General features: G+C 42.9%; 9 protein-coding genes. 5 read left to right on the top strand and 4 right to left on the bottom strand.

Going from position 1 to position 9,424, the window contains the following annotated elements; translation table 11 throughout:
- Positions 1–257 precede the first annotated feature (257 nt).
- Positions 258–1,802, top strand: coding sequence for a hypothetical protein (locus ACLFWI_RS04180; protein ID WP_446411873.1), 1,545 nt, complete (start codon positions 258–260; stop codon positions 1,800–1,802).
- A 203-nt stretch (positions 1,803–2,005) separates the two neighbouring features.
- Here ACLFWI_RS04180 and ACLFWI_RS04175 read toward each other — a convergent pair whose 3' ends face one another.
- Entirely contained in the window at positions 2,006–2,251 is a 246-nt protein-coding gene (locus ACLFWI_RS04175) for a hypothetical protein (RefSeq protein ID WP_446411872.1), read from the bottom strand.
- A gap of 58 nt (positions 2,252–2,309) precedes the next feature.
- Here ACLFWI_RS04175 and ACLFWI_RS04170 point away from each other — a divergent pair, with 58 nt between their 5' ends.
- The 4 genes from ACLFWI_RS04170 (at position 2,310) to ACLFWI_RS04155 (ending at position 3,997) form a co-directional block, all read left to right on the top strand.
- Positions 2,310–2,555 carry a UPF0175 family protein gene (locus tag ACLFWI_RS04170; protein ID WP_446407582.1) on the top strand — a complete coding sequence of 82 codons (246 nt, stop codon included), beginning with the start codon at positions 2,310–2,312 and terminating at the stop codon, positions 2,553–2,555.
- Between the two features lie 3 nt (positions 2,556–2,558).
- The gene (locus ACLFWI_RS04165) at positions 2,559–3,065 is read left to right on the top strand and encodes a DUF3368 domain-containing protein (protein WP_446407581.1); all 507 of its coding nucleotides are present in this window, start codon (positions 2,559–2,561) and stop codon (positions 3,063–3,065) included.
- 412 nt (positions 3,066–3,477) lie between these two features.
- A complete protein-coding gene (locus ACLFWI_RS04160; protein WP_446407578.1) occupies positions 3,478–3,765 on the top strand; it encodes a BrnT family toxin in 288 nt (95 codons plus the stop codon).
- Positions 3,743–3,997 (top strand): hypothetical protein, encoded by a 255-nt coding sequence (locus ACLFWI_RS04155; RefSeq protein WP_446411871.1) that lies wholly within the window; start codon positions 3,743–3,745, stop codon positions 3,995–3,997. The genes ACLFWI_RS04160 and ACLFWI_RS04155 overlap by 23 nt, the downstream gene beginning before the upstream one ends.
- A gap of 302 nt (positions 3,998–4,299) precedes the next feature.
- Here the strand turns inward: ACLFWI_RS04155 and ACLFWI_RS04150 are convergent, their stop codons facing one another.
- The 3 genes from ACLFWI_RS04150 to ACLFWI_RS04140 all read right to left on the bottom strand — a co-directional run bounded on the left by ACLFWI_RS04150 (position 4,300) and on the right by ACLFWI_RS04140 (position 8,934).
- Positions 4,300–4,641, bottom strand: coding sequence for a XisI protein (locus ACLFWI_RS04150; RefSeq protein ID WP_446407576.1), 342 nt, complete (start codon positions 4,639–4,641; stop codon positions 4,300–4,302).
- The gene (locus ACLFWI_RS04145; RefSeq protein WP_446407575.1) at positions 4,629–5,045 is read right to left on the bottom strand and encodes a XisH family protein; all 417 of its coding nucleotides are present in this window, start codon (positions 5,043–5,045) and stop codon (positions 4,629–4,631) included. Before ACLFWI_RS04145 ends, ACLFWI_RS04150 begins: the two co-directional genes overlap by 13 nt.
- Positions 5,046–5,583: 538 nt before the next feature.
- On the bottom strand, positions 5,584–8,934 hold the full coding sequence (locus ACLFWI_RS04140) for an ATP-binding protein (RefSeq protein ID WP_446411870.1): 3,351 nt from the start codon (positions 8,932–8,934) through the stop codon (positions 5,584–5,586).
- Positions 8,935–9,424: the final 490 nt, after the last annotated feature.

The raw sequence follows: 9,424 nt of genomic DNA, 5'->3' as shown, positions 1-9,424 counted from the left end.
AAAGTTGCTGAAGCTGTCGCTGCTAAACGGATGGGAATGGTGCAAACGCAAGGGAGTAAACTGACGCGAAGAATCGCCGCAGAAAGGGCGGCAAAAGTAGCAGCAGACCGGATGAGGCGGCAAACGGTGTAGAAAGCTAAAGCAGTTGGTGTTACGGGATAGGACGATGCGGGATGTAAGTTTCATTTAAAGAAAAAGCGCAAGAGATATTGTAGAAGAAATTTTTTATCTAAAAATTAGGAGTAAGTTGTTTACCTATGCCCAAAAAGAAGAGCGATTCTAGAACGAGATATCCTTCGTCTCGGAATAGTACAGGGCCGCGACGCAGCCCCCGCTTATTAAAAAATAGGAATAATGAGAGCGAAGAAGAGCAGTCATCATCTTCAGAAGAAACAAGAAGTTTAAGAAAAAAAAGACGTCGAGGAAACATTACCCAAAAAGAATCTTCAAATAATAACAACTCGAAGAAGAGAGATAATAAGGCAACTTCGTTGCCTAAGCCGAAAAAGCGTAAAACTCAGGAAAACCAGGATGACGCCGAAGGTAAGTCAGATGATGAAGAGCCTGAGGACAAAAAACCTCAGCAATCATTAACTGGGCGTCGCAGCTCCCGCCTACAAGTCAAGCAAAACACGGTTCAGAAAGATCCGTTCGTTAAAGGTGAAACTACAAAAAGCTTAATAGAAAAACAGTGGAAGTCTTCCCGGTTTGCAATAGTGCAGTTCGGTGGGTTGACGGGTGGCACGGCAGGGGACGCAGCGCTATACGCTGCAAGGGGAACCTCACAGGTGGGAGCATTCGTTGATGTCGGCAACTCTGGAACGGCTCAGAATAAGAGGTTAAAGACCATTAGTACTCAAACACTCAAGAGGAGTTCTACTATGACCGTTCTAGAGGAAGCGGAATCCTCCGATGAGGAAGAGATAAAAACGACCCCCATCCCAGACAATACAAAGATGGTCTACGGCGTAATTACGCACAGCCATGCTGACCACTCTGGGGGCGACCTCCCAGTGAATGAGGCTGTTCTAAAGGGTTTACATGCAGGGGAATCAGGTGGAGGGAAGCACAATGAGCAAGTTACGATTAAGCTAAATAAGAGCAGTGATCAAAGAAAGCGATTGTTCAGTTTTAGCGAGAAGAAAGAGAGTGGAAAGAAAAAGAGCGAAAACGGAAGTAGCGAGGAACTGCTGCGAATGACTGGTCGTGCGATCGTGCCGAAGACAAAAAAGGGTGAGAAAGACCCAAATGCGCTGAGTCTCGGTGTGGTGACGAAAGTAGTAAAAGGAGGGTTGGAAACAAAAAATGGAAAGGGCAAGAGAGTTTTCACTATGTACAGCCTCGGAGACATGACACCGGAAGCAGCAGCCTCACAAGTAAAGGAATTTTATAAACAAGATGAAAACAACCCCATAAATGTTGTCAAGGTAGCACATCATGGGTCAGACGCAAATATAGCAGCTTTACCACCAGAGGTAACAAATGATGACATGATCGTACTCTTCTCAGGCTTTACAGGGAAAGGCGGAGAAAACTATGACAGTGATCTTCGGAGATTTCTCAATAAAGAGGCTCTATACCGGGAAGAAGAAGGGGAAGAAGAAGAGAAAGAAGAAGAGAAAAAGAAGTACAAGTGGAAAGAGGGGTATGTACTCTATGCAAAGAAAGAAAAGGCGGAACAGATCAAAGACACTGCACTAGGGAAACACCTCATAAAAGCTGGTTTCAAGTTCGCGCAGGATTACGTAGTCCTCATCAAAAAGGATGGTACAGTAGAACACTATCCGACGACATGGGAATGATCTTGTTCAATAGACGAGAGAAACTCCCGGTGCAATTCGTGCAGTAGTGCCAGTACCAAAGGCGATCGCACTCAATACTATGCTTCAGAGAGCGATCGCTCACCTCACCATGACGTGATAGCTTACCATCAGTAGAGTAGCTAGAAATAGAACTGGATGCGATCGCTCTCCGACGTGAAAATGGCAGTAATCGCGATCGCTACCTACAGAGGAGAGAAACTCCCGGTGCGATTTGTGCAGTAACACCAGTACCAAAGGCGATCGCACTTCCTACTAGGCTTCAGAGAGCGATCGCTCACCTCACCATAACGTAATAGCTTACCATCAGTCGAACAGCTAGAAATGGAACTGGATGCGATCGCACTAGCGTGAAAATGGAAGTATTGGCGATCGCTACCTACACAGGAGAGAAACTCCCGGTGTGATTCATACAGTAGCGCCAGTACCAAAGGCGATCACACTTCCTACTATCTTTAGAATAGTAGTAAACCAGTCCTAGTATACCCGATGGCTGTTGTCATTCCCGATGAAGTCCTAAACAGTGCTCAACTCTCCGATGCAGAGATGTTGCAAGAAATCGCCATTCTGCTATTTCAGCAGGAACGCCTAACATTAGCGCAAGCCAGTCGATTAGCCAATCTGCCCCGTTTGCACTTTCAAAAGCTGCTAGCCAGTCGTCAAATCCCTGTGCATTATGATGTGCCAGAATTAGAGGCTGAGGTGGCAATGATGCAGGAGATCGGCTATCTGTGACATTTGTCAGCTCTTGCGTCACCAATTACCAATTTAGCCGCGATCGCCCAGCTCGATCTACTCTACCAACTCTACGGCACAATTCTGATTCCACAAGCCGTTTACAAAGAACTGACACGATTTAATGTACCCGGAGCAGCAGAAGTCCAAACGCTCAGTTGGATAGAGACTGTAACGGTAATGAATCGGGAATTCGTCATTCAATTAGAATCGGAACTCGATTCAGGTGAAGCAGAGGCTATTGCACTGGCTGTCGAACGACAAGCCACTTTACTCATGTTGGATGAACGCCGGGGTGTACAGGTAGCGACACGCTATGGCTTGCGCGTACAAGGTGTTTTAGGTGTGCTACTTCGTGCCAAAGCACAAGGCTCAATCCCAGCCGTTCGTCCATTGTTAGATGCCTTAGTCAATGAAGCTGGTTTCTGGATAACCGATAATCTTTACCAACGGATTTTACAGATAGCTCAAGAGATGGAAACATTACCAGATGATGATGAACAGGAGTAACGTTGTCACTATGCCGAGTGAGCGATCGCGCTAGCGTGAAAATGGAAGTAATCGCGATCGCTATCTACAGAGGAGAGAAACTCCCGGTGCAATTCGTGCAGTAACACCAGTGCCAAACGCGATCGCTCCTTGAACCATTACGTGATAACCTGCCATCAGTGGAACAGCTCAAAACGGAACTGGATAAGACACAATCACCTCAATAAGCCTGATATAAAAGCATGGTTTGCTCACAGCATTCTAGTAGAATAGAACCACGCGATCGCGATGGGTCAGAATCTACCCAGAGGCTTCGCTCAAGACTAAGCTGTTGCATAACAAACACTCAAATTGTCACTGTGCCAAGTATAAACTAGGTTTTGGCTGGTAAGATTGCTGATAATTTTATCATCAATTAGCCTCAAATCAATGTATGACTCTACAATTTGAGTGGGATGACCAAAAAGCTAGCCTGAATCTCAAAAAACACGGCGTCAGTTTTGAAGACGATAAAGCTATCTTCAATGATCCACTGGCTTACATTTTCGAGGATGAATGGCACTCTGTTGGTGAGCGACGAGAAATCATTATTGGACACCAAAATAATCTACTTTTGCTCGTTTGCTTCACTGACAGGAGAACAAACCTTATCCGTATCATCAGCGCCCGTCTAGCCACTAAAAAGGAACGCAAAGACTATGAAAAATTCACAGGCTTCTGAATTTCCTGATAATGTAGATAACGATATGCTCCCGGACTATGACTTTGACTATAGCAAAGCTCACCCTAACCGTTTTGCGACTCAAACTGACAAATCTCCTGTGACAGTTACCCTTGATCCGGATGTGGCTCAGGTGTTCAAGACATCAGCAGCCGTTAACAATGCACTCCGGGCTTTACTGTCTGCAATTCCCAAGGCGACACAACTGGATGAGACACAATCACCTCAATAAGGCTGATATCAAAGCATAGCTTGCTCACAGCATCCTGGTAGTGGCGTGACACAGCTAAAATTGTGGGATAGATTTACGGTTAAATTGGGCGCACGTCGGTGCGCCCCTACAATTCTAATCCACCAAATAAGGTGTGCCATGCCAGTAGAATAGAATGCACGCGATCGCGACGAGCGAGTAAGCGGGGACTTATGGATAATTAGGATTACATTCATTCAGGAAATCAGGGTTTCAACAAATAAGCCGATTATCTGAATTGTCTTTGCTTGAACCCCTCAAACTTAAGTAATAGCTTTGGTAAGCTACGCTAACGCAAATTCTGTAAATTGACGCACGTCTGGCGGATGAAAACCTAAAACAATATCACTAGCAGGAACTCCTAAATTTAATAATTCATTGGCTATACCTACTTCTGTCCAATCTTCTTCGATCCAAATCTTATCATTTTTAATCTGAATATGAACAGTAATCCCCCGAACTCTTTTTTTTTGCCTCCAACCCGTTTGAAGCCAAAGATATTGATCTCGGCTTTCGTCGAAAGCCAGCAAACTTTCTAACCCAGCGCTAGGAGTTTGAGCCGCAAGTTGATGATAGTGAGTCAAAATTCTTTTAATTAAATCTCGATAGTGGTTCAGCTTATCCATTGGGTAACCTCCTCAGCTTCTATATTGACCACAATCAGAGCCACCTGATTTTGTTGAACAATCAACTGAATAGCGACTTGCAAAAAAAAGTTTTCATAAACATCCTGGCTAATTGCCAAATAGACTTGATAACTCGGATTAGTAACAGAGAGCAAGGTTCTATATATAATGTATTGTCCCCAAGCATTCTCTAAATCCCTAATCAAAGAGCGACCGATAAAACTCTTGATTTCAACAATAATTTCTTGTTGGTTTCTCTGGACTATAACTGTTCTGCCAGCCCCTAAATCGGCAAATAACTGGAGTTCTTCATATTTAATCGTGTAAGGGTCTGCTGTAATTGTCCAACCCTCCTTGACTAAAGCTGTTTTGACAACATTATGGTAAACATCTTTAGCAGGCATTAAGGAAAGGTAGAAATCAGGGTTAATCTGAATTATAGCGTGATTATACCGAATGAGCGATCGCTCACCTGACCATTAGGTGATAACCTGCCATCATAACCTCAAATCAATCAAGAAAAAATAAACACTGTAGGGGCGACCCGCCGCACACAATTCACACCGCCCAGTAGATTAATTCTATTGGGTCGCCCCCCGCCAGGTATTGGTCATTACTGACACCGCGTACCTAAAGGGGCTTTTTCAAGATAGGTTAATTCTCACACCACCATATTAGAGCAGCGACCATTGGTGTCAACTTAATTTCAAGAATTAACTGAACTGACTAGCGATCAAAGTTTAGATACCCCTAAATCCCCCTTGTTAAGGGGGACTTTGAATAATTTCTGCTTTCCCCCTGTTTCGGGAATTTCTGCTTCCCCCCTTTTTAAGCAGGGTTAGGGGGGATCTCTTATTACGTCAGAATTTCAGCCTTAAATTGACACCAATGAGCAGCGACTCGCCCCTACAACTGCGATAATCCTGGCAATCCTAACAATCACTACCGAATAATAATATCCACCTCAGAAACTCCCGATCGCTCGGCTTGCTGACAGCGTTCCTGATAAAATTGAACCACGCGATCGCGATCATCCCATTGCCACAGTTGAGTGAAAATCTGCTGCGCTTTGGTATACTCTTTCTCCACATACAGATGCACACCCCGTTCAAACTCCGTCCGAGTTTGTCGCTTCAATTCAATCAGTGGTGGCGGGTTACTATCAAACACCTCAAAGATAGCGATCGGTTGGCGTTTTCCTTTCACCGTCACTCGACCTAAGAAACGACAACTATAATGGTGAGCATTTGTCAACCCATTTAACGTTTCTTCGCTAATTAAAATCTCCACCCCAAAAATCTTAGTTAACCCCTCCAAACGCGAGGCTAAATTCACCGCATCCGAAATCACTGTTGTATCCATTCGCTGAGACTCTCCCACCGTTCCCAACATTAAACTCCCTGTATGCAAACCAATCCCAATTGCAATCGGTTCATACCCACAGGTTTGACGATGATCATTATACAAACTGACTTGCTTTTGCATCTCAATTGCCGCTTGTAATGCATCATCAGCCATCTGGGGAAATAATGCCATTACCGCATCGCCAATATATTTATCAATAAATCCACGATAATTGCGAATTACGGGACTCACACGACCTAAATATGAATTCAGAAAGTCAAAATTTGCTTTCGGTGATAATTGTTCCGACAAACTGGTAAACGAACGAATATCGGCAAATAAAATAGACATTTCTTTTTGCACCTGATCCCCTAATTGCACATCCACAATACTTTCTCGTTCCAAAAATTGCAGAAACTCATAAGGGACAAACCTTCCGTAAGCGGCATTGATTTTGGCTAAGCGGAGATGGGTTTTAATTCGGGCTAAAAGTTCATTCTTTAACACAGGCTTGGTTAAATAATCATTCGCGCCAACCGCAAACCCCTCCACTAAATCGGAAATCTGATTTTTCGCCGTTAACAAGACAATCGGTAGTTCATTGGGCAGAAATTGTTCCCGCAGTTTTTTACACAGTTCATACCCCGTCATTTGCGGCATCATTATATCCAGCAAAATTAGATCTGGTTTGAACCCTAAGCGAATCAACTCTAACGCTTCCAAAGCACTAGAGGCTTGAGTAATCGCATAATTTTGCAACGACAGATGATTAACAATTACCTGAAGATTCGTGGGTTCATCATCCACAATTAAAATGTGGAAGGTTCCCTCTGGAGTAACTGCCATCTCTTGAGCGATAATAATGCGATCTGGGCTGACGGTTCGCGACGGATAATCTTGCACTTTAGATAATTCAACAGAGGGTTTATCCTCAACTTTACCCTGAGATAAAGGCAGAGTAAAGGTAAATCGTGATCCCACTCCCACCGTAGACTCAACCTTAATTATCCCGCCGTGAAGTTCAACCAGTTGTTGAGTAATGGCTAAACCTAATCCCGTTCCTCCATAGTGGCGAGCAATGGAACCATCGGCTTGTTCAAACGATTCAAAAATGCGATCAATTTTGTCCGGTGGAATGCCAATTCCGGTGTCACTTACATGGATTTCTAGCATATCATTGACTGGCGTCGCTGAAACTTCAATGGTTCCCTGTTCCGTAAACTTAATCCCATTGCTGACTAAATTATATAAAATCTGTTGCACACGGTTTTCATCGGCATCAACCGGGGGAATCTCTGGATTAATGCTATTGACTAACTCGATCGTTTTCTTACCGACCAACGGTTGAGAAATGGTTAAAACAACATGGGTAACTTCTCTAATTCCGACTGGTTTAATATTCAGTTGTAGGTTATGGTGTTTGAGTTGCGAGAAATCCAGTAAATCATTAACAAGCTGGTGTAATCGTCTGCCACTGGAAACAATGAGCGACAAGTTAAACCGAGTCGCATCCGATAGGTTTCCTGTTACTCCATCAATCAATGATTCCGCAATGCCAATAATTCCATTCAAGGGAGTTTTTAGTTCATGGGACGTGTTCGCTAAAAATTCATCCTTAAGCTGATCGAGTCGTTGTAAGGCAGTATTTTTAGCTTCTAATTCTATGGCATAGTTTTGCAGCAAGTTACGCGCTTGAATAAATTGACGCTCTAACATAACCCCTAAGGTGAGAATAAAAATTAACGTTCCCCAAGGATAAAGTTTTTGATACCAGTTCACCCACTCTAGGCGATAAATTAAAATATCATTCATGGCAGATAGAGTAAGCAAACCAAACCCTAATGTAAAGAGTTTGGCTTCAACGTTACCCGTCAGAGAAATTTGCACCGACTTAGTTAAAATAATTATCGCACTGGCTAAAAACAAGAATTGAGCCACAGTGACGGTTTGACTCCAAGAAAAGGTGTGAGTGGTAACTAACGTTAACGCCGCTGCTGCATAAGCAAGATGAAGTTTCCAGAGATGGCGAATAATAGACTGGCATCTCATTTTAAACATTTCTTGAAAGAAAAGACAACCACTCACAGGAATCAGATAGAATGATGTATATTCCCAGAACCGTAATACCTCTAGATGATTGATAAAAACAGGGATAAAAAAAGACCGGGATAGGGTATATATACCGATCATCGTTGTTAAAACACCAAAGTAAAAGTATGATTTTTTTTCGGGGCGGCTTAAAGACAATCCCAGAATGATTAATCCCAACGCCAAAAATATAATACCGAGTAATGTATGGATTTGTTGTTGAAAGAAACGTTTAATTACAGCATGATGATCACCCAAAACAACGCGATCAAATAATCCGATATAAATTGAATCATTTTCTCCGACATACACCCGAAACAATAGAGTTTGATTCTGAAATCCTGACTCAAGTTGAACGAGTGGCAATTGATAGTCTGTTAGTCTGGCTTGTCCAGCCGCATTGAGTGACCATTGATTATAGAGATGTTGCTCTCCTAAATATACATCTAATAGATAAGGTACAGCGCCAAAATAGAGAGTTGGAGAGTGCCATTCTCCAGCGGGTAAAGGAACACGCAACCACAGAATCTGGACATTTTTATGGCTTGGTTTTTTAATTTTTCCGGGAAACTGAAATGACTGCCATTGTTCACGAGATATCTGATTCTGCGTCGCTTCTGAAAGCCTGGGTTGTTGTTGAGAAAAATTACCCCAATGATATTGCCATCCCTGAGTAATTTCTACCAGTGACGATGAAACTGGCGTGACTGGTGATTGGGCTGAACCAGATATCGTGTAGACGACTAGGCAACTGAATAGTGTTAAAAGAAATGCGCCTAGATAGGAAATTCGAGGTTTTTGAGGTAGCCGATGTGAGCGCAATTGCTCCCACCGTTGCTTTATCCATGCCCCCCTAGTCATAGTAGAGTCCCTGTTGTGATTGTTGCTATCCTATTTCTATTGTGAGGCAAGCTGACAGAGTTTGGCAGCATCCATACATCTGTGAATCTACTCTGGCGGAGTTGGTTGGCTTACCCGCCAATAAAATGGTCTTTATGCCACAATGGAGAGATAAGTAGGTGGGAACAATTACGGTTAACGGCTGAGATCGTCTTATGTCTTATGTAAGAGTTTGAAGTATATTTACAAAAGTTAATATAGTTGGATTGATTCCTACTAACTTTCTTACTCCAGGTTCTAGTTAACTAACCAATTTTTAGGAATTGACAAAATGTATCATTGATGCTTTTTGAATAAACTTTACAAAACTCCTCAACTTTTATGATTTTTTACCTATTTTAATTTTTATATTCGAGGAGTTATCCTGAACTATTAATAAGGGCGGGTTTTGTTTTTCCGTTATTGGTAACCAGCTAGGTTGAAGAAGGGCGGGTTTTGTTTTTCCGTTATT

The organism is Coleofasciculus sp. (assembly GCF_046539235.1).
GTDB lineage: Bacteria > Cyanobacteriota > Cyanobacteriia > Cyanobacteriales > Coleofasciculaceae > Coleofasciculus.
This window is presented reverse-complemented; position numbering and strand designations above follow the sequence as displayed.